Annotated in this window: 14 protein-coding genes; 10 read left to right on the forward strand and 4 right to left on the reverse strand. The window is 61.4% G+C overall.

Annotation, left to right across the window (positions count from 1 at the left end; translation table 11 throughout):
• The first annotated feature begins 147 nt into the window (after positions 1-147).
• From recC to D8U82_RS19770, 6 genes are all read left to right on the forward strand, one after another.
• Positions 148-3600 (forward strand): exodeoxyribonuclease V subunit gamma, encoded by a 3453-nt coding sequence (gene recC, locus D8U82_RS19745; protein WP_130902804.1) that lies wholly within the window; start codon positions 148-150, stop codon positions 3598-3600.
• Positions 3597-7283, forward strand: coding sequence for an exodeoxyribonuclease V subunit beta (gene recB / locus D8U82_RS19750; RefSeq protein WP_130902805.1), 3687 nt, complete (start codon positions 3597-3599; stop codon positions 7281-7283). The genes recC and recB overlap by 4 nt, the downstream gene beginning before the upstream one ends.
• A complete protein-coding gene (gene recD, locus D8U82_RS19755; protein WP_130902806.1) occupies positions 7280-9388 on the forward strand; it encodes an exodeoxyribonuclease V subunit alpha in 2109 nt (702 codons plus the stop codon). The genes recB and recD overlap by 4 nt, the downstream gene beginning before the upstream one ends.
• 119 nt (positions 9389-9507) lie before the next feature.
• Positions 9508-10077, forward strand: coding sequence for a YfiR family protein (locus D8U82_RS19760; RefSeq protein WP_024011482.1), 570 nt, complete (start codon positions 9508-9510; stop codon positions 10075-10077).
• Positions 10074-11342 carry a diguanylate cyclase gene (locus tag D8U82_RS19765; RefSeq protein ID WP_110603516.1) on the forward strand — a complete coding sequence of 423 codons (1269 nt, stop codon included), beginning with the start codon at positions 10074-10076 and terminating at the stop codon, positions 11340-11342. The genes D8U82_RS19760 and D8U82_RS19765 overlap by 4 nt, the downstream gene beginning before the upstream one ends.
• Positions 11342-11842: an OmpA family protein gene (locus D8U82_RS19770; RefSeq protein WP_016771800.1), complete on the forward strand. Its 501-nt coding sequence runs from the start codon at positions 11342-11344 to the stop codon at positions 11840-11842. Before D8U82_RS19765 ends, D8U82_RS19770 begins: the two co-directional genes overlap by 1 nt.
• Here D8U82_RS19770 and D8U82_RS19775 read toward each other — a convergent pair.
• On the reverse strand, positions 11839-12786 hold the full coding sequence (locus D8U82_RS19775) for a LysR family transcriptional regulator (RefSeq protein ID WP_016771799.1): 948 nt from the start codon (positions 12784-12786) through the stop codon (positions 11839-11841). The genes D8U82_RS19770 and D8U82_RS19775 overlap by 4 nt on opposite strands.
• Positions 12787-12935: 149 nt before the next feature.
• On the opposite strand from D8U82_RS19775, the gene D8U82_RS19780 reads away from it, so the two are divergent.
• Positions 12936-14462 (forward strand): CoA-acylating methylmalonate-semialdehyde dehydrogenase, encoded by a 1527-nt coding sequence (locus tag D8U82_RS19780; RefSeq protein WP_024011486.1) that lies wholly within the window; start codon positions 12936-12938, stop codon positions 14460-14462.
• A gap of 10 nt (positions 14463-14472) precedes the next feature.
• Positions 14473-15360 carry a 3-hydroxyisobutyrate dehydrogenase gene (gene mmsB / locus D8U82_RS19785; protein WP_130902807.1) on the forward strand — a complete coding sequence of 296 codons (888 nt, stop codon included), beginning with the start codon at positions 14473-14475 and terminating at the stop codon, positions 15358-15360.
• A gap of 200 nt (positions 15361-15560) precedes the next feature.
• Here the strand turns inward: mmsB and D8U82_RS19790 are convergent, their stop codons facing one another.
• Positions 15561-15911, reverse strand: a complete 351-nt coding sequence (locus tag D8U82_RS19790; protein WP_016770579.1) for a cupin domain-containing protein — start codon at positions 15909-15911, stop codon at positions 15561-15563.
• Between the two features lie 90 nt (positions 15912-16001).
• On the reverse strand, positions 16002-16889 hold the full coding sequence (locus tag D8U82_RS19795) for a LysR substrate-binding domain-containing protein (protein WP_130902808.1): 888 nt from the start codon (positions 16887-16889) through the stop codon (positions 16002-16004).
• A gap of 215 nt (positions 16890-17104) precedes the next feature.
• Here D8U82_RS19795 and D8U82_RS19800 point away from each other — a divergent pair, with 215 nt between their 5' ends.
• Entirely contained in the window at positions 17105-17869 is a 765-nt protein-coding gene (locus D8U82_RS19800) for a sulfite exporter TauE/SafE family protein (RefSeq protein ID WP_130902809.1), read from the forward strand.
• On the opposite strand, the gene D8U82_RS19805 is transcribed toward D8U82_RS19800, so the two are convergent.
• Positions 17859-18173, reverse strand: a complete 315-nt coding sequence (locus D8U82_RS19805) for a putative quinol monooxygenase (protein ID WP_130902810.1) — start codon at positions 18171-18173, stop codon at positions 17859-17861. The two genes, D8U82_RS19800 and D8U82_RS19805, sit on opposite strands and share 11 nt — an antisense overlap.
• A 182-nt stretch (positions 18174-18355) precedes the next feature.
• On the opposite strand from D8U82_RS19805, the gene D8U82_RS19810 reads away from it, so the two are divergent.
• Complete coding sequence (locus tag D8U82_RS19810) at positions 18356-18946, forward strand: NAD(P)H-dependent oxidoreductase (RefSeq protein WP_130902811.1); 591 nt, start codon at positions 18356-18358, stop codon at positions 18944-18946.
• Positions 18947-19027 lie beyond the last annotated feature (81 nt).

Here is a 19027-nt window from a genome sequence, read left to right on the forward strand (position 1 = left end):
TCCGAAACCCCAATTGCGAAAGCAGTTGGGGTTTTGTTTTGCCTGCGAGAAAGTTCTTACAGCCTTCGCAGACCTCGTCCGGCTGTCACAGCCGGCCGACAATGCTAAGGTTCTGCCTCGGCTTTAGCGATTTTCCAAGGAATCCATATGTCGGACGCCCAGTCCCTCAACGCTGCATTCATGGTGGTTCAGAGTAACAGTCTCGATGAGCTGCGCAGCCTTGTGGTCAGCATCATGCGGCGCTATCCACTCGCACCCTTGGAGAACGAAATCGCTTTGGTACAAAGCAACGGCATCGCCCAATGGCTCAAACTGGCATTGGCTGAGGATCCCGAAGACGACGACCTTGGCGGTTGCGGAATCGCTGCGGCGATTGACGTGCAACTACCCGGCAGTTTCATGTGGCAGCTCTATCGCATGGTATTGGGACGAGAAGAAATTCCGGCTAAATCCCTGCTCGACAAAGCCCCGCTGACCTGGCGCCTGATGCGTCTCTTGCCACAGGTAATCGACCGCGCCCATTTCGAGCCGCTGCAACGCTTCCTCACCCACGACAGCGATCTGCGCAAGCGCTATCAATTGTCAGAGCGTCTGGCCGACCTGTTTGACCAATATCAGGTCTACCGGGCCGACTGGCTGGAAGATTGGGCGGAAGGCCGCCACCAACTGCGCAATGTGCGAGGTGAAATCAAACCTCTGCCACCGACCAGTTGCTGGCAGGCCGAGTTGTGGCGAGCGCTGCTGGATGACGTCGGCGAACAAGGCATGGCGCAGAGTCGTGCCGGCGTCCATCAACGTTTCATGGAGCGCATCAACACCCTTGATGAGGCTCCGGCTTCACTGCCACCGCGTGTGATTGTTTTTGGTATTTCTTCGCTACCCGCGCAGGTACTTGAAGCGCTCGCCGGTCTGGCGCGCTTCAGTCAGGTTCTGCTTTGCGTACACAACCCCTGTCGCCATCACTGGGCCGATATCGTCGCCGACAAGGATCTGCTGCGACATCAATACAAGCGCCAACAACGTAAAAGCGGGATGCCAGTTGTACTTGATGCCGAGACCCTGCATCAGCACGCACATCCGTTGCTGGCCGCTTGGGGCAAGCAAGGTCGCGACTATATCAACCTGCTCGATAGCTACGACGATCCCAACAGCTACCGCGCAGCCTTTCGTGACGGACGCATCGACCTGTTCAGCGAAGCCCAGCCCCACAACATGCTTAACCAGCTGCAGGACGACATCCTCGAATTGCGCCCCCTCAACGAGACTCGTGAGCTCTGGCCCGCTGTCGACCTGACGCAGGACCAATCGATCCGGTTTCACATCGCCCACAGTGCCCAGCGCGAAGTCGAAATCCTGCACGATCAACTCCTGGCGCGCTTCAGCGCTGACCCGGCTCTACGCCCACGGGACGTGATCGTGATGGTCCCTGATATCGACAGCTATGCGCCGCATATCCGCGCGGTTTTCGGTCAGCTCGATCGATTTGACCCGCGCTTCATTCCGTTCACTTTGGCGGACCAGGGCCAGCGAGGACGTGATCCATTACTAATCGCAGTCGAGCACCTGCTCAAACTCCCGGACAGCCGTTTCCCGGTCAGTGAGATCCTCGACCTGCTCGATGTCCCGGCTCTGCGTGCTCGCTTTGGCGTAGAGGAGCGCGACCTGCCAACTTTGCATCGCTGGATCGAAGGCGCCGGCGTGCGTTGGGGCATGAGTGCCGAGCAACGGGCCGGTCTCGGTTTGCCGGAGGAACTGGAGCAGAACAGCTGGCATTTCGGCCTGCGCCGAATGCTGCTGGGCTACGCCGTCGGCAGTGCCGACGCATGTGCAGGTATCGAGCCTTACGACGAAATTGGTGGGCTTGATGCTGCCCTGATCGGTCCACTGGTGGCTCTGCTGGATGCCCTGGAAATCGCTCATCGGCAACTCACGCAACCGGCTCAACCGAAAGAGTGGGGGCTGCGTTTGCAGGCGCTGATGCAGGTGTTCTTTCAGGCGAGCAACGAGCACGACGACTACCTGCTGACCCAGTTGGAGGAGCTTCGCGAAACCTGGCTCGAGACCTGCGAGGCGGTCGGGCTGACTGACGAACTGCCGCTGACTGTCGTGCGCGAAGCCTGGCTCGCCGGGCTGGATCAGGGCCGTTTGTCGCAACGATTCCTCGCCGGTGCGGTGAATTTCTGCACCTTGATGCCGATGCGTGCCATTCCTTTCAAGCTGGTATGTCTGCTGGGCATGAACGACGGCGATTATCCGCGCGCGCAGCCGCCGCTGGACTTCGATCTGATGGGCAGCGATTACCGACCTGGGGATCGCTCACGACGTGAAGACGATCGTTACCTGTTACTCGAAGCGCTGTTATCCGCACGCACTCAGCTCTATATCAGTTGGGTCGGTCGCAGCATTCGCGACAACAGCGAACGACCTGCCTCGGTGCTCATCGGCCAGTTGCGCGATCACCTCGCCAGCGGCTGGCGTTCAATCGACCCAAGCCAGGATCTGTTAGACGCGCTGACCGAAGAACATCCCCTGCAACCTTTCAGCGCCCGCTATTTCCACGAAGGCGAGCAACTGTTCAGCTACGCCAGCGAGTGGCAGGTGTTGCATCAAGAGAAAGCGCAGCTAAGTGAAGCACCCTTACTCGCGCCATATGTTCAAGAGGAACCGCTGACGCTGGCATTGCTGCAGGACTTTCTGCGGAACCCGGTTCGGCATTTTTTCACTCAACGCCTGAAGGTGTATTTCGAGGCCGCGCAAGCACCGCTGGCCGATGAAGAACCTTTTGTGCTGGACGCGCTGCAGCGCTACACGCTCAGCGACAGCTTGCTGGAAGCCGCACTCAGCCAGCCGGACAATATCGATCAGGCGCTGCAAGCCCGGGCGCTGCGCCTGCAAAACAGTGGTCTGCTGCCTATGGCCGGTTTTGGCGAATGCCTACAGCATGAACTGATCGGACCGCTACCGGATCTTCTGCAGCGTTATCAACAGTTGCTGACGTTATGGCCGACGCCATTGACCAGTGCGATCCCGGTCAGTCTCGACCTGCAGGGTTCGCGGCTGGAGGGCTGGCTCGCAAACCTGCATCAACGCGCCGATGGCGGTCTGCTGTCGGTCACGACCATTCCCAACAGCATCGGCTCGATCAAAACTCGCAAGTGGCATCGGCTGACCAAATCGTGGGTTACCCATCTGGTCGCCTGCGCCAGCGAGCATGCGCTGACCACGGCATTGGTCGCCAGTGACGACACGTTGTTGCTGGAGCCAATGGAGCGAGACCGAGCGTTGCGTTTGCTCGGTGACCTGCTTCTTGCCTGGCAATCAGGCATGCGCCAACCCTTGCCGATTGCGATAAAAACCGCGTTCGCCTGGTTGTCTCAAACTGACCCGGTCAAAGCCGAAGCCGCTGCGCGAAAAGCCTATGACGGTGACGGCCAGACCAGCAACGGCGAGCGGCGTGAAAGCCCGGCACTGCTCCGGCAATATCCCGATTTCGATGCACTGTTGGCAGACGAAACCTTCACCGGCTGGTGCGACGCCTTGTACCGCCCAGTATTCGAAGCGCCATGGCGTTCATTGTCCAGCGAAGGTGCCCGCGCATGAGTACCAAAACACCGTTGGCTTTGGCCTTCCCGCTGCGCGGCAGTCAGTTGATCGAAGCAAGCGCCGGCACCGGCAAAACCTTTACGATCTCGGCACTTTATCTGCGCCTTATTCTCGGTCATGGCGGCGAGAGAAGCGGTTTCGCACGCGAACTGCTGCCGCCGCAGATCCTCGTAGTGACGTTTACCGATGCTGCCACCAAAGAGTTGCGTGAACGCATTCGGACACGCTTGGCAGAGGCCGCGCGATTCTTCCGCGTTGAAATCACTGCCCCCGACGGACTGATTGCCGAGCTGCGCGATCAGTTCGATCCGCAACAATGGCCAGGCTGTGCCAACCGCCTCGATATCGCCGCGCAGTGGATGGACGAAGCCGCCGTCTCGACCATTCACAGCTGGTGTCAGCGCATGCTGCGTGAGCATGCGTTCGACAGCGGCAGCCTGTTCACGCAGTCGCTGGAAACCGATCACAGCGATCTGCTCGGCGAGGTGCTGCGCGATTACTGGCGGCTCTTCTGCTACCCGATGCAGGGCGATGCGCTGAACTGGGTGCGCAGCAATTGGGGTGGCCCCGCCTTGTTGTTGCCTCGGGTGCGCGGCTTGTTTGCCAGCGAGCGTGACACCGATGAAGGCAAGGCGCCTGCGGAGCTGATCGAGGAGTGTTTGCTGGAGCGGCGAGCGGCGTTGGTCGAACTGAAAATGCCTTGGCGTGACTGGGCAGACGAGCTGCTTGCTCTCTGCCATGAAGGCGTCGCCAGCAAAACCGTCGATGGCCGCAAAATGCAGGCGCGTTATTTCGAACCCTGGTTCGAGAAACTCAAGACCTGGGCCGAAGACGAGGCGCTTGAGCAACTGGACATTGGCACCGGCTTCACTCGTCTGACACCCGATGGCATGGCCGAAGCCTGGAAAGGCCAGGCCCCGAGTCATCCGGGGCTGGACGCCATGTCCGCACTCAAGTCGAGCCTCGACGCATTGCCGACACCCGATGCCGCTGTTCTGCAACACGCCGCCAAGTGGGTCGGTGCACGCTTTGAAGAAGAGAAGCGCCGTCGCGCAGAAATGGGTTTCGACGACATGCTGCTGCGTCTGGATGCCGCGCTTCAATCAGAGGGCGGCGAGCGCTTGGCGACACTGATCCGCGAGCAGTTCCCTGTCGCGCTGATCGACGAATTCCAGGACACCGATCCGGTGCAGTACCGGATCTTCGAAAGCATCTACCGCATCGAAGACAATCACCCTGACACCGGCCTGTTCCTGATCGGCGACCCCAAGCAGGCGATCTACGCCTTTCGCGGTGCCGACATTTACACCTACCTGCGCGCACGTCAGGCCACCACCGGCCGCTTGCATACGCTCGGCACCAACTTCCGCTCCAGCCACGGTATGGTGACAGCGGTCAATCACGTATTCGAACGCGCCGAGTCCCGAGAGCAGGGACGCGGCGCGTTTTTGTTTCGCGAGAAAACCGGCGAAAACCCGGTGCCGTTCCTCCCGGTCGAGTCTCAGGGACGCAAGGAAACGCTGCGGATTGTCGGGCAAGACTTCGCGGCACTGAATGTCTGGCTATTGCCCAGCGATCAGCCGCTTTCTGGCGCGGTTTATCGTCAGCAAATGGCCGCCGCCTGCGCCAGTGCAATCACCGCACTGCTCAATGGCGGGCAAACCGGTAGCGCTGGTTTCGTTCAGGCAGATGACTTCAGAGGTCTGCGTCCTTCGGATATTGCGATCCTCGTCCGCGACGGTAAGGAAGCCCAGGCCGTACGCGCCGAACTCGCCGCCAGAGGGGTGCGCAGTGTTTATCTGTCAGACAAGGATTCGGTGTTCGCCGCGCAAGAGGCGCACGACCTGCTGGCGTGGCTAAAGGCTTGCGCCGAACCCGATGTCGAACGCTCGCTCAAGGCTGCGCTGGCCTGCACCACCCTTAACCTGCCGCTGATCGAGCTGGAGCGCCTGAACCAGGATGAAATGGTCTGGGAAGCCCGGGTCATGCAGTTCCGCGGCTATCGCGAGCTCTGGCGCAAACAAGGCGTGTTACCGATGTTGCGCCGCCTGCTTCACGATTTCCATTTGCCGCAGACCTTGATGCAGCGCAGTGACGGCGAGCGCGTGCTGACCAACCTTTTGCACCTCTCGGAACTGATGCAGCAAGCCGCCGCTGAACTGGACGGCGAGCAAGCATTGATCCGCCATCTGGCCGAGCTGCTGGCACTGTCCGGTCAGGCCGGTGAAGAGCAGATTCTGCGTCTGGAAAGCGACGAGCAACTGGTCAAAGTGGTGACCATCCACAAATCCAAGGGGCTGGAATATCCGCTGGTATTCCTGCCATTCATTTGCTCGGCGAAACCGGTGGATGGCAGCCGCTTGCCGCTGCATTACCACGACGCTGCGGGCAAAGCGCAGATCAGCCTCAAGCCGACCCCCGAGTTGATCGCTCTGGCTGACGATGAGCGTCTGGCCGAAGATCTGCGTCTTCTGTATGTCGCATTAACGCGCGCGCAGCATGCCTGCTGGCTGGGCGTCACCGATCTCAAGCGCGGCAATAACAACAGCTCGGTGTTGCACCTGTCGGCGCTGGGTTATTTGCTGGGGGGCGGTGCCGCTTTGGGCGAGTCCAGCGAATTGAATCGCTGGCTGCGCGATCTGCAGCAAGACTGCGCGGCGATTGGCATCGGCGAAATGCCTCAGCCCACTGATGAGCATTACCAGCCGCCGCGCAATGAAGCAGTGCTGCGAGCGACGCTACGGCCCAAGCGCAAAGCCAGTGAAAACTGGTGGATCGCTTCCTATAGCGCTTTGCGCATCAGCGACGTATTGAGCGTTGGCAGCGATGAAGCACCGGACAGTCCGCAGGCGCAAAAGCTCTTCGACGACGAGCGCCTCGATCCCGACGCACCCCGCGAAATCATCAGCGGTGGCGCCGATATCCACCGTTTTCCTCGCGGACCGAATCCCGGCACGTTTTTGCATGGCTTGCTCGAATGGGCGGGTGCTGAAGGTTTTTCGGTTACCCGCGCAGCGCTGGAAGATGCGATTGCCCGGCGTTGCAACCTGCGCGGCTGGCAAGGCTGGATTACCACGCTGACTGACTGGCTGCAGCATTTGCTCAAGTCGCCGTTGCCGATCGCGGGCGGGCAACCGCCGGTGGTTCTTGAGCAGTTGAAGCAATACCGCGTCGAGATGGAGTTCTGGTTCGCCAGCCACAAAGTCGACGTGCTCAAGCTCGATGAACAGGTGCGCCAGCACACCCACAATGGCGTCGCTCGTGTTGCGGCAGAACCGGTGCAACTCAACGGCATGTTCAAGGGCTTTATCGACCTGACCTTCGAGCACGCTGGCCGCTATTACGTTGCCGATTACAAATCCAATTGGCTCGGCGTGGATGATCAGGCCTACACCTTGCAGGCAATGGAACAGTCGATCCTCGACAACCGTTACGACCTGCAATACGTGCTGTATCTGCTGGCACTGCATCGCCAGTTGAAGGCGCGGCTGGCGGATTACGATTACGACCGTCACATCGGCGGGGCGCTGTATCTGTTTCTACGCGGTACGCGTGCGGATAGTCGCGGCGTGTACTTCGTGCGTCCGCCACGGGAATTGATCGAACGCCTCGACCGGATGTTCCAGGGCAAACCCGAACCCAAGTCCGAACCCGCCTGGGAACAGGGAGTCCTGCTATGAGCCGCACATTCGCCGATCTGCTGCCGACGCCGCTGGAAGCGGACAGCCTGTCGAAACTCTCGCCGCTGACCCGCGCCGATGATTTGCTGTTGTTGCTGAGCCGTTGGGTCGAGCGCGGCTGGCTGCGCGCGCTGGACCGCGCCTTTGTCGCTTTCCTGCATGAACTCGAGCCCGAGACCGACCCGTTGGTGCTGCTGGCTGCGGCGCTGACCAGTCACCAACTCGGCCATGGTCATGTGTGTCTGGACCTGTTTGAAACACTCAAGGCACCGGATTTTGCACTGTCATTGCCGCCCGAAGGCGATGTGCAGGGCGGTGTGTTGTTGCTGCCCTCGCAATTGCTCGAAACGCTCGATGGAGCCCATTGGTGCAAAGTGCTGGCAAGCAGCTCGCTGGTCGCGCTGGCCGCTGATGCCAGTGAACCAGCGCAGACACGTCCGTTGGTGCTGTCCTCGAAACGCCTGTACCTGCGCCGCTACTGGACCTACGAACGCCGCATCGATGCAGCGTTGCGCCAACGCTTGATGCAGCAGGAGCCGACGCCGGATGATTTGCCGCAGCGTCTGAACGAATTGTTCGGCGGCGCGGAATCCGCAGCTGTCATCGATTGGCAGAAACTCGCCTGTGCTCTCGCTACGCGCAGCGCCTTCAGTATCATCACTGGCGGCCCGGGCACCGGCAAAACCACCACGGTGGTGCGCTTGCTCGCATTGTTGCAGGCACCGGCCGTCGAGGCTGGCCATCCGCTGCGCATTCGTCTGGCCGCCCCGACCGGCAAGGCGGCTGCGCGTTTGACCGAGTCGATCAGTCAGCAAGTGCAATCACTTCAAGTCGCCGAAGCGGTGCGCGCGGCGATCCCCAGCGATGTGACCACCGTGCACCGTCTGCTCGGCAGTCGACCGGGCACCCGGCATTTCCGTCACCATGCCGGCAACCGCCTGCCGCTTGATGTGCTGGTGGTCGATGAAGCGTCGATGATCGACCTGGAAATGATGGCGAACTTGCTCGACGCCATGCCGGCCCATGCGCGGCTGGTACTGCTGGGCGACAAGGATCAACTGGCCTCGGTCGAGGCCGGTGCGGTGCTGGGCGATCTGTGCCGTGACGCCGAGGGCGGTTGGTACAGCCCGCAGACGCGGCAATGGCTGGAGTCTGTCAGTGGCGAGTCGTTGCAGGGTAGCGGTTTGCATGAAGACTGCGACGGCACCCATCCGTTGGCGCAACAAATGGTGATGCTGCGTCACTCGCGCCGCTTCGGCGAGGGCAGCGGCATCGGTCAGCTCGCGCGCCGGGTCAATCAGCAATTGGCCGATGAAGCGCGACGGTTGCTCGCGGCCGGCAGCTACGACGACGTGTATTCGCTGCCGCTCAAAGGCGAGCACGATCACAAGCTCGAACGCCTGTTGCTCGAAGGTCACGGCAACGGCCCGCAAGGTTACCGCCACTACCTGAGCGTACTGCGCGATCAGCGTCCACCGTCAACGCGGCCCCTTGAGCATTCGGACTGGATAGATTGGGCGCGCGAAGTCTTGCAGGCGTTCGACACATTCCAGTTGCTGTGCGCGGTGCGCAAAGGGCCGTGGGGCGTTGAAGGTCTGAACCAGCGCATCACCGCTGCGTTGCTCAAGGCGCGTCTGATCGAGAGCGATCAGCAGTGGTATGAAGGTCGGCCCGTGCTGATGACTCGTAATGACTATGGTCTGGGCCTGATGAACGGCGACATCGGCATTGCCCTGAAACTGCCCGAGCGTGAAGGCGCAGAGATCGGCAAAACGGTTCTGCGCGTGGCCTTCCCGCGTAACGATGGTCAGGGCGGCGTGCGCTTCGTGTTGCCGAGTCGGCTCAATGATGTCGAAACCGTGTACGCCATGACGGTGCACAAATCCCAGGGTTCGGAGTTCGCCCACACGGCGCTGATCCTGCCGGATGCGTTGAACCCCGTGCTGACCAAAGAACTGATCTACACCGGAATCACTCGCGCCCGACACTGGTTCACCTTGATCGAGCCGTGTGCCGGCGTGTTTGAGGAAGCGGTGCAGCGCAAGGTCAAGCGTCTGAGCGGGCTGATGCTGGAACTGGAGGAGGGCGCCGAGTCTCAGGGATGAAGTGCTGAATGACCGACAACGAATACTGACCAACCGGTCAGAGGCAGGCGCCTCGCTGGTGTTCTGGCGCTGTGCTATCGTTGCGGCATCATTTCGTTACGCTCCAAGAGAATCCCTCCATGAAGGTGGCCGTCTGGGCGACACAGCGTGTGGTGGCCTGCCAGCACGCATTGCTGATCGTTTTGCTCTGGTTGTTCACGGGCAGCGCCATCGCCCAAGCGCAAACCGGGCCGGCCGAGCAACGGGCCAAAGCGGTCACGCAAGTGGTGCTTGGCATTCTCAGCTATGCACGCTGGCCGGTGGAACCGGCGCAGTTGCGCCTGTGCATCGTCGGCCCCACCGAATACACCGATGACCTGGTCAAAGGCACCACCCAAGCCACGGGTCGGCCGGTGGCTGTGCGGCGTCTGCTGGCGGACAACCCGGGCATCGTCAGCGAATGCGATGCGGTGTACATCGGCAAGCTCACCGCCGATGAACGCAGTCGTCTGTTTGCATCGTTGATCGGGCACCCGGTGCTGAGCATCAGCGAAGCGGACGATCAATGCACCGTCGGCAGTCTGTTCTGCCTGCGCGTTGGCGATGAGCAAGTGTCGTTCGAGGTCAATCTCGACTCCGTGGCTCGCAGTGGTGTGCGCATACACCCCAGCGTGTTGCAGTTGTCCCGTCGCAAAGCGGCAGCGCCATGAAGCTGTTCAGTTGGAAGGCTCGCCCCACTCTTGGCTCGGTCATCGGCCGTGGACATTTGATTGTCGCGCTGGTGGCGGTGGCGATGGCCAGTGTTTCGCTGACCTTGCTGGGCGTGCTGGCGCTGCGGGTGTATGCCGACCACAACCTGCATTTGATCGCCCGTTCGATCAGCTACACCGTCGAAGCAGCCGTCGTGTTCAATGACAAAGCGGCGGCAACCGAGGCGCTGGCGATCATCGCTTCCACGGAGGAAGTGGCAGACGCCCGAGTGCTGGACGCGCAGGGCCAATTGATCGCGCAATGGCAGCGCGCTGAGACCGGTTTGTTCTCCGAGCTGGAAATGCAGATCACCCGCGCCATTCTGGAAAAACCGGTCAGCCTGCCGATCGAACATCAGGACCGCGAAATCGGTCGCGTCCTGCTCATCGGCCACGGCGGCAGCCTGATGCGCTTCCTGCTCAGCGGCCTGGCCGGGATTGTGCTGTGCACCGCGATCAGCGCCTGGGTCGCGCTCTATCTGGCGCGGCGGCAGTTGCGCGCGATCATCGGCCCGTTGCACAGCCTCGCCGCCGTCGCCCACGCCGCTCGTAGCGAACGAGCGCTGGATCGGCGCGTGCCGCCGGCGCAAATCGCCGAACTGGACAATCTGGGCAACGACTTCAATGCCTTGCTCGGCGAACTCGAGTCCTGGCAAACCCACCTGCAGAACGAAAACGAAACCCTCGCCCATCAAGCGACCCACGACAGCCTCACCGGTTTGCCCAACCGCGCGTTTTTCGAAGGCCGCTTGATGCGCGCCTTGCGCAACGGCAAAAAACACGATGAGCGGGTCGCCGTGCTGTTTCTCGACAGCGACCGCTTCAAAGGCATCAACGATAACTTCGGCCACGCCTCGGGCGACGCAGTGCTGGTGGCCATCGCCAATCGCGTGCGAGCGCAATTGCGCGAGGATGATCTGGTCGCGCGGCTGGGCGGCGACGAGTTCGCCGTGCTGCTCGCGCCGCTGCACACGGTCGAAGACGCTGAGCACATCGCAGACAAGATTCTCGCCAGCATGGACATGCCGATCACCCTGCCCGGCGACAGCAGTGTAGTGACCTCGCTGAGTATCGGCATCGCCGTTTACCCCGATCATGGCGCCACGCCGGGTGCCTTGCTCAATGCAGCCGACGCGGCGATGTATCAGGCCAAGCGCCTGTCGCGCGGCGCGCAATTCACCGCCGGGTCGGAGCGCCCGGTCGATTCCGTTCACACCAGGAGCTGATGCCCGTGTTCACACTTCCCTTTCGACTGTTTTCCGCATTGCTGCTGATCACCGCGCTGACCCTGAGCGGTTGCCAGACCGCCCCGCAAAAGGGCCTGACGCCGGCGCAGGTTGCCGTGCTCAAACAGCAGGGTTTCGAGTTGACCGACGACGGTTGGGAGTTCGGCCTGTCGGGCAAAGTGCTGTTTGGTAGCGATGTTGAAAGCCTGAACGCAGCCAGCACGGAAATCGTCGAACGCATCGGCAAGGCGCTGCTCGGCGTGGGGATCGAGCGGGTGCGCGTCGATGGCCACACCGATGCGTCGGGCAAGGAAACCTACAATCAGCAACTGTCGCTGCGTCGGGCCAAGAGCGTTGCCAACGTCCTCGGCACGGTCGGCATGAAGCCGGAAAACATCCAGCTGCAAGGCCTGGGCAGCAGCGAACCGGTGGCTTCCAACGACACCGCAGCGGGGCGCACGGAAAATCGCCGGGTGTCGATTGTGGTCAGCGCCGACTAATCGGCAAAGCGCATCTCCCGCGTTTCCCCCATCAACAGCGCCTGATTACGCTCAGTCACCTCGCGAATGTAATCCCACAACAAGGTAATCCGCTTCAACTTGCGCAAATCCTCCCGGCAGTACATCCAGAACTGCCGGGTGATGTCGATTTCCTCCGGCAACACCGGCAACAATCGTGGATCCTGCGCGGCGAGGAAGCACGGCAGGATCGCCAGCGAGCGCCCCTGCTGCGCGGCGACGTATTGCGCGATCACGCTGGTGCTGCGCAAGTTTGCGCTGGCGCCGGGCAGCACGTTGGCGAGGTAGAGCAGCTCCGAGCTGAACGCCAGGTCGTCCACATAACTGATGAATTGATGCTTGCTCAAGTCGGCCGGGCGGCGGATCGGTGGGTGTTTGTCCAGATAGTCCTGGGTTGCGTACAGCTGCAAACGGTAGTCGCAGAGTTTGCAGCAGACGTACGGCCCGTGCTCCGGCCGCTCGAGGGCGATGACGATGTCGGCCTCGCGCTTGGACAGGCTGATGAAGTGCGGCAGCGGCAGGATGTCCACCGAGATTGCCGGGTAGGCGTCGACGAAGTGGCTCAACTGCGGGGTGATGAAGAAACTGCCGAAGCCTTCGGTGCAGCCCATGCGCACGTGCCCGGACAGGGCAACGCCCGAGCCCGAGACTTGCTCGCAGGCCATGTGCAACGTGCTTTCGATCGACTCGGCATAACCGAGCAAGCGCTGGCCTTCAGTGGTCAGGACGAAACCGCTGGTGCGGGATTTTTCGAACAGCAATGTGCCCAGCGCCGCTTCCAGCGAGCTGATCCGTCGCGACACCGTGGTGTAGTCGACAGCCAGGCGTTTGGCGGCGGTGCTGGCCTTGCGGGTGCGGGCGACTTCAAGGAAAAACTTCAGGTCGTCCCAGTTCAGCGAGCCTAGCGAGGTGATGTTTTTTTGCATGATGGTCGGGCTTATATGTGCGTTCTTATTAGAAGTTTGCACATCTATACTCCAAAAACAGTCCGACAACCAATTCGTGACACACGCCTCATCTCAAGGCGAACCTTTCGCCTTGGCTCCTACGATAAAAACAAGTTCTGGAGACCAGCATGAACGCATCGCTTACGCCCAATGACACCACGCTGCAAAAGGTCAAACTGCTGATCGACGGCGAGTGGGTCGAGTCGCAGACCACCGAGTGGCACGACATCGTCAACCCGGCCACCCAGCAAGTGCTGGCCAAGGTTCCGTTCGCCACCGCCGCTGAGGTCGACGCCGCTGTCAGCGCCGCGCAGCGAGCGTTCCAGACCTGGAAACTGACCCCGATCGGCGCGCGGATGCGCATCATGCTCAAGCTGCAAGCGCTGATCCGCGAGCACTCCAAGCGCATCGCCGTGGTCCTCAGCGCCGAGCAAGGCAAGACCATTGCTGACGCCGAGGGCGATATTTTCCGAGGCCTGGAAGTGGTCGAGCACGCGTGCTCGATCGGCACCCTGCAAATGGGCGAGTTCGCCGAAAACGTCGCCGGCGGCGTCGACACTTACACCCTGCGCCAGCCGATCGGCGTCTGCGCTGGCATCACGCCGTTCAACTTCCCGGCGATGATTCCGCTATGGATGTTCCCTATGGCGATCGCCTGCGGTAACACCTTCGTGCTCAAGCCTTCGGAACAGGATCCGCTGTCGACCATGTTGCTGGTGGAGCTGGCGATCGAAGCGGGCGTCCCTGCTGGCGTGCTCAACGTGGTTCACGGCGGCAAGGATGTGGTCGATGGTCTGTGCACGCACAAAGACATCAAAGCCGTGTCTTTCGTCGGTTCGACCGCTGTCGGCACCCACGTTTATGACCTGGCCGGCAAACACGGCAAACGCGTGCAGTCGATGATGGGCGCAAAAAACCACGCTGTGGTGCTGCCGGATGCCAATCGCGAGCAAGCGCTGAATGCCTTGGTCGGTGCCGGTTTCGGTGCCGCCGGGCAACGCTGCATGGCCACTTCGGTGGTAGTGCTGGTGGGCGCGGCGAAACAATGGCTGCCGGATCTGAAAGCGCTGGCGCAGAAACTCAAGGTCAATGCCGGCAGCGAGCCGGGCACCGATGTCGGCCCGGTGATTTCGAAAAAGGCCAAGGCGCGGATCCTCGAACTGATCGAAAGCGGCATCAAGGAAGGCGCCAAGCTTGAGCTCGATGGTCGTGACATCAGCGTGCCGGGTTATGAACAAGGCAATTTTGTCGGCCCGACCCTGTTCTCCGGGGTGACCACCGACATGCAGATCTACACCCAGGAAATCTTCGGCCCGGTGCTGGTGGTGCTGGAAGTCGACACCCTCGATCAGGCGATCGCGCTGGTCAACGCCAATCCGTTCGGCAACGGCACCGGCCTGTTCACCCAGAGCGGTGCGGCGGCGCGCAAGTTCCAGACTGAAATCGACGTCGGGCAGGTCGGCATCAACATCCCGATTCCGGTACCGGTACCGTTCTTCAGCTTCACCGGCTCGCGCGGTTCGAAACTCGGCGACCTCGGCCCGTACGGCAAGCAAGTGGTGCAGTTCTACACGCAGACCAAAACGGTCACGGCGCGCTGGTTCGACGACGACAGCGTCAACGACGGCGTAAACACCACCATCAACCTGCGCTGAGGATTCGATCATGAAAATCGCATTTATCGGGCTGGGCAACATGGGCGCGCCGATGGCGCGCAACCTGATCAAGGCTGGCCACTCGTTGAACCTGGTCGACCTGAACAAAACCGTGCTGGCGGAACTCGAGCAACTGGGCGGCACCATCCGCGCTTCGGCCCGCGAGGCGGCGGAAGATGCCGAACTGGTGATCACCATGCTCCCGGCGGCTGTGCACGTGCGCAGCGTCTGGCTGGGTGAGGAGGGCGTGCTCGCCGGCATTCGCCAAGGCGTGCCGGCGGTGGATTGCAGCACCATCGATCCGCAGACCGCCCGCGACGTCGCAGCGGCCGCCGTCAAACAAGGCGTGGCCATGGCCGATGCGCCGGTCTCCGGCGGCACTGGCGGCGCGACCGCCGGCACGCTGACCTTCATGGTCGGCGCCACCCCGGAACTGTTCGCCACCCTGCAACCGGTGCTGGCGCAGATGGGCCGCAACATCGTCCATTGCGGTGAAGTCGGCACCGGCCAGATCGCCAAGATCTGCAACAACCTGCTGCTGGCGATTTCGATGGTCGGCGTCAGTGAGGCGATGGCGTTGGGCGATGCGCTGGGGATCGACACCGGTGTGTTGGCCGGAATCATCAACAGCTCGACCGGCCGCTGCTGGAGTTCGGAGATGTACAACCCGTGGCCGGGCATCGTCGAAACGGCGCCGGCCTCGCGCGGTTATACCGGTGGTTTCGGCGCGGAACTGATGCTCAAGGATCTCGGTCTGGCGACGGAAGCGGCGCGGCAGGCGCACCAGCCGGTGGTGCTCGGCGCGGTGGCGCAGCAGTTGTATCAGGCGATGAGCCAGCGCGGTGATGGTGGGAAAGACTTCTCGGCGATCATCAACAGCTATCGCAAGCCGCAGTAATCGCGATCGGTCCTTGTGGCGAGGGGATTCATCCCCGTTGGGTTGCGCAGCAGCCCTCTGGATTGTGTCAGGTGAACCGCGTGCTCAGGGGTTGCGACTGCTGCGCAGTCGAGCGGGGATAAATCCCCTCGCCACAGGTTTTAGCAACGCCGGGACATTTGCCGGGAAATCACGTCGGGTGATTTCCCGGCTTTTTTGCATCAGGCGAAGACGAAATATTTGCGCACGGTCTCGACCACTTCCCACGTGCCCTTCATGCCCGGCTCAACCACGAAGATATCGCCGGCGCGCAGGTGGATCGGCGCCATGCCGTCCGGGGTGATCACGCAGTAGCCTTCCTGGAAATGGCAGTACTCCCACTTCACATAATCGACGCGCCACTTGCCCGGTGTGCAGATCCAGGTGCCCATGATCTTGCTGCCGTCTTCGCTGGTGTAGGCGTTGAGGTTGACGGTGTGCGGGTCGCCTTCGAGTTTTTCCCACTTGCAGGCGTCGAGTACCGGCAGCGGGTGAGTGTCGCGCAGAACGGTGATAGGGGCGGTCGCGGTCATGGGGACTCCGGGCAAGTGGACTTGAGAATTGAAGTCGCACCCTATAGCGCCCGGTTGTCGCTCAGTTGTCTGGGGTCGACATCGGAGTGCTCAGAAACGCGCAGCGATGAGCGCTTGTAACAATGCCTGGGCATAACCCGGCAGCGCGGCGAAGTCTCTCGCGCAGAGCAATAACCTGCGACGCGCCCACGGTTCATTGAGCGCCACACATTTGAAGCATTCGACCTTCGCGCGTTCGACAGCGGCCAACGGCACGATGGTCAGGCCGGCACCTCGGGCGACCATGCGCATTGCTCCATCAAAGCCATCGGCGCGAATGCGCACCTGCATTCGTGCGCCGCTGTGCAGCGCCTGTTCTTCCAGATAGATCGCCAGTGCGCTGTCGGCGCTCAATCCGACAAAGTCGTGCTGCAACGCGTCGCTGAAACTGACCTCGGCGGCGTCATACAACGGGTGATCGAGCGGCAGAATCAGCACCAGCGGATCGTCGCGAAACGCTTGAGTCTGTAAGCCGTTGGTGTCGACCGCGTCGGAGACGATGCCCAAGTCCGCTGCGCCTTCGCGCAAGGCATGGGTAATCCGCGCGCTGGGCAGCTCCTGTAGATCGATATCGAGGTTGGGATGGCTGCGCAGGAAATCCGCGAGCACTTCCGGCAGGTACTCGGTGATCGCCGTGGTGTTGCACAACAGCCGCACCTGACCTTTCACGCCCTGTGCGTAATCGGCCAGATCCTGCTGCATGCGATCGGCCTGTTGCAAAAGGATGCGCGCATGGCGGGCGAGGGCTTTGCCGGCAGGCGTCGGGGTGACGCCACGGCGGCCGCGCTCGAGGAATTCAGCGCCCAGCGAGGCTTCCATCGCGCGGATTCGGGCACTGGCGGCGGCGAGGGACAAGTGGCTGCGGGCGGCGCCGGCAGTGATGTTGCCGGTGTCGAGAATGTGCAGGTAGAGGCGCAGGTCGGTGAGGTCGAAGTGCATGGGTTTGCCTGTGGTTTTGCGGTGGCTGGGCTGGCCCTTTCGCGAGCAGGCTCGCTTCCACAGGGACTCATGTACAGCGCAGATCCCGTGTGGGAGCGAGCCTGCTCGCGAAGAGGCCAGATGCCTCAACGCCGATGTCAGCCTCTTGCACAGGAAGAGGCTGCCTCAGTATATGGCAGATTTTCCCCCAGCCCGGATCAGTGCACATTACCCCAATGCACACACTGACCGACTTCTACCAAACCCTCGGCCTGACCCTGTCCGTTCTGGTCATCGTCACCTTCCTCCTCGCCGGTACGGTCAAAGGCGTGATCGGCCTCGGCCTGCCCACAGTCGCGATGGGCCTGCTCGGTCTGGCTATGGTGCCGGCGCAGGCAGCCGCGCTGTTGATCATTCCGGCGACCCTGACCAACCTCTGGCAACTGGCCTTCGGCGGCCACCTGAAAAGCTTGATCAAACGCCTCTGGCCGATGCTGCTGATGATCTTCCTCGGCACCGGCATCGGCACCCTGTGGATCGGCCTGTCCGGCGGCCATTGGGTGGTGCGCGGACTTGGCGCGGCGCTGTTGCTGTATGCATTGAGCGGATTGTTCTTGCCCACGCTACGCGTCAAATCCGGGCATGAATCGTGGCTCGGCCCGCTGTGTGGCCTGATCACCGGCGTCATCACCTCCGCCACCGGCGTCTTCGTGATTCCAGCGGTGCCGTACCTGCAAGCGCTGGGGCTGAGCCGCGATGAGCTGGTGCAGGCGCTCGGCCTGTCCTTCACCGTCTCGACCCTGGCGCTGGCCGCTGGGCTGTTCTGGCACGGCGCACTCGGCGGTGGCGAATTGAGCGCCTCGCTGCTGGCGCTGATCCCGGCCATGCTTGGCTTGTGGCTCGGTCAGTGGCTGCGTCAGCGCATCAGTGCGGTGCTGTTCAAGCGGGTGTTCCTTATCGGACTGGGCGCGCTCGGCGCCCATTTGCTGATCAGCGGCTAGCCGAGGATTCGCTGAGCATGTCGATCGCGCGGATATCGAAATCACGCTCCAGATAGTCCATGCGTTTGGCGAAGAACGCTTTCATGTGCGGCAATGCCGAGTGCTCATCCAGATGCGCCTGGCTGGCCCAGATCTCGTAGAAGATAAACAGCGTCGGATCCTGCTGGTCGCGCAGCATGTGGTACTCGATGCAGCCCGGTTCGGCGCGGCTCGGCTCGACGTAAGCACGGAACAGCGCTTCGAATTCTGCGGCTTTTTCCGGGCGGGTCTTGGCGTGCAGGATGAAACCCTGGCGTTCACTCATCACAACTTCCTCGAATGCAGAAAGCGCTGAATGCTACGGCAACAATTGGCGATCGATTCGTGCGTTTTGGTCAAATGTATTTTGCGTCGATGTGGCTGTTTCCGCGCGAGATCGATGGTTAATCTGCCGCCATTCCAATTCCTGTTTCAATCCAGCCTTGAAGGCTGCGCCGAGGTTTTCCGATGAAGAAAGTGCTGTTGCTCAATGGCGGTAAGAAATTCGCCCACTCCGATGGCCGCTATAACACCACCCTGCACGAGACCGCGCTGAGCGTGCTCGATCGCGGCGGTGTCGACGTCAAGACCACCTTCATTGATGAGGGCTACGACGTTGCCGAAGAAGTGGCGAAATTCCTCTGGGCCGACGTGATCATTTATCAGATGCCGGGCTGGTGGATGGGCGCGCCGTGGACGGTGAAAAAGTACATCGACGAAGTCTTCACCGAAGGCCACGGCAGCCTCTACGCTAACGACGGTCGCACACGTTCCGATGCTTCGCAGAAGTACGGCAGTGGCGGTCTGATTCAGGGCAAGCAATACATGCTGTCGCTGACCTGGAACGCGCCGCAGCAAGCCTTCGATGACCCGACGGATTTCTTCGAAGCCAAAGGCGTGGACGCGGTGTACTTCCCGTTCCACAAGGCCAACGAGTTTCTGGGCATGATCGCACTGCCGACCTTTCTCTGCGTCGACGTAATGAAGCGTCCGAACATCGAGAATGATGTGGTGCGCTATGAGCAGCATCTGACTGAGGTGTTTGGCCTCAAGGCTTGAGGCTTTCAGGCTAATATCGGGGTCACAGCAAAAGATCGCAGCCTTCGGCAGCTCCTTGTATCTCGACTAACGCTCCGTCAG

Origin of the sequence: Pseudomonas sp. Sample_23, from assembly GCF_004307595.1 — a bacterium.
GTDB lineage: Bacteria > Pseudomonadota > Gammaproteobacteria > Pseudomonadales > Pseudomonadaceae > Aquipseudomonas > Aquipseudomonas atacamensis.

Bases quoted from the DNA above. Each gene is read 5' to 3' on its own strand.
- recB (WP_130902805.1), top strand. From the start codon at position 3,597: ATGAGTACCAAAACACCGTTGGCTTTGGCCTTCCCGCTGCGCGGCAGT.
- D8U82_RS19770 (WP_016771800.1), top strand. From the start codon at position 11,342: ATGCCCGTGTTCACACTTCCCTTTCGACTGTTTTCCGCATTGCTGCTG.
- D8U82_RS19780 (WP_024011486.1), top strand. From the start codon at position 12,936: ATGAACGCATCGCTTACGCCCAATGACACCACGCTGCAAAAGGTCAAA.
- D8U82_RS19775 (WP_016771799.1), bottom strand. From the start codon at position 12,786: ATGCAAAAAAACATCACCTCGCTAGGCTCGCTGAACTGGGACGACCTG.
- D8U82_RS19765 (WP_110603516.1), top strand. From the start codon at position 10,074: ATGAAGCTGTTCAGTTGGAAGGCTCGCCCCACTCTTGGCTCGGTCATC.
- D8U82_RS19805 (WP_130902810.1), bottom strand. From the start codon at position 18,173: ATGAGTGAACGCCAGGGTTTCATCCTGCACGCCAAGACCCGCCCGGAA.
- recC (WP_130902804.1), top strand. From the start codon at position 148: ATGTCGGACGCCCAGTCCCTCAACGCTGCATTCATGGTGGTTCAGAGT.
- D8U82_RS19760 (WP_024011482.1), top strand. From the start codon at position 9,508: ATGAAGGTGGCCGTCTGGGCGACACAGCGTGTGGTGGCCTGCCAGCAC.
- recD (WP_130902806.1), top strand. From the start codon at position 7,280: ATGAGCCGCACATTCGCCGATCTGCTGCCGACGCCGCTGGAAGCGGAC.
- D8U82_RS19810 (WP_130902811.1), top strand. From the start codon at position 18,356: ATGAAGAAAGTGCTGTTGCTCAATGGCGGTAAGAAATTCGCCCACTCC.
- D8U82_RS19790 (WP_016770579.1), bottom strand. From the start codon at position 15,911: ATGACCGCGACCGCCCCTATCACCGTTCTGCGCGACACTCACCCGCTG.
- D8U82_RS19800 (WP_130902809.1), top strand. From the start codon at position 17,105: ATGCACACACTGACCGACTTCTACCAAACCCTCGGCCTGACCCTGTCC.
- mmsB (WP_130902807.1), top strand. From the start codon at position 14,473: ATGAAAATCGCATTTATCGGGCTGGGCAACATGGGCGCGCCGATGGCG.
- D8U82_RS19795 (WP_130902808.1), bottom strand. From the start codon at position 16,889: ATGCACTTCGACCTCACCGACCTGCGCCTCTACCTGCACATTCTCGAC.